The sequence below is a fragment of the Nonomuraea diastatica genome, assembly GCF_004349015.1.
Lineage (GTDB): Bacteria > Actinomycetota > Actinomycetes > Streptosporangiales > Streptosporangiaceae > Nonomuraea > Nonomuraea diastatica.
Genome location: NZ_SMKP01000433.1, coordinates 1 through 1,055, shown reverse-complemented (window position 1 = coordinate 1,055; position 1,055 = coordinate 1). Strand labels below are relative to the sequence as shown.

General features: G+C 67.2%; 2 protein-coding genes. Both read right to left on the bottom strand.

The features are described 5' to 3' along the window. A partial coding sequence (locus E1294_RS52040) for a hypothetical protein (protein ID WP_220448461.1) occupies nt 1-324 on the bottom strand: 324 nt, incomplete at its 3' end. Continuing rightward, a complete protein-coding gene (locus E1294_RS52035) occupies nt 315-587 on the bottom strand; it encodes a hypothetical protein (RefSeq protein WP_220448460.1) in 273 nt (90 codons plus the stop codon). The genes E1294_RS52040 and E1294_RS52035, both read right to left, overlap by 10 nt. Between the last annotated feature and the right edge of the window lie 468 nt (nt 588-1,055).

The window sequence follows — 1,055 nt, the reverse complement described above, 5'->3', positions numbered from 1 at the left end:
CTCCAGCCGCGAGCCGCGGTGGGCCAGTTTGCGGTGCGAGCGGTCGATCTCCAGCCACTCCTCGGCGATCTTGACGATCGCCTCGCGCTCCCACGGCAGCAGCGCGTGCAGCGCGATCTCGGGGCCGGGCTTGGCGTCGTCCAGGCGGCCGAGCACGGCGCGGGCCTGCCAGCGCAGCACCCGCACGTGATCCAGCCCCAGCGTGGCTGCCGCCTGCCGGGTCGACCAGCCGCCCTGGCGCGCCGCGAAGCCGGCGAGCTCCAGGAGACCGGCCTTGACGCTCGCGTCGACTCGCGGCGCAACCAGGCCGGCTGTCAGTCCCAAGGCGATTTTCCCTGGTGCAGGTGCAAGGCAATGGCCTGCTCGGTCACCATCGCGCGCAGCCGCTCGATCTCCCTGCGGGCCGCCTCCCGCTCCACCGCTTCCGGGCTCTTGCCGGGCCACCCGACGGTGGAGGTTCCGGCCAGCGCATCCAGGGCACCCTGCTTGGCGCTCTTGCAGATCGCGTTCACGGTCATCCGGTTCACGCCGTACTTCTCGGCCGCCTGACCCTGGGTCGACTGCCCGGTCAGCACCTCAACGAACACCTGGCACTTCATCGAGGGCGCCAGCCGCGTACGCTTACCCGCCTGGCTCGCCTGCGTCTGGGACGGCTTGGGGTCCTTATGTGGTCCTGCCACCTGCTCCAACCTCTTCCACGGGATGATCAAACTACCCGCGGCTGATAGGTGTTTCGGACCGGAACTGGTTCATGAACTCTGACGCGGAAGGGCCCTGAACGGTGATCACGTGACTGGTTCGACACCGTCACGATCACCGTTCAGGAGCGCACCCCACCCCACGACACACCGGCAAGCACACCAGAACGTGGGGGTCCAAAACTGGCCACCAGCGGTGACCTCAACCCGGCCACCTGCGGCTACTTTTGCGGCTCTGGCACAAAGATCGTGATGCCGTGACGGCGCGTGATTGTGATCGCGATTCCGTCACTGGCCGCCTATGAGGACGGCCGCATCGTGAAGATCAGGTTCGACCAAGAATCCGATCATCACGAG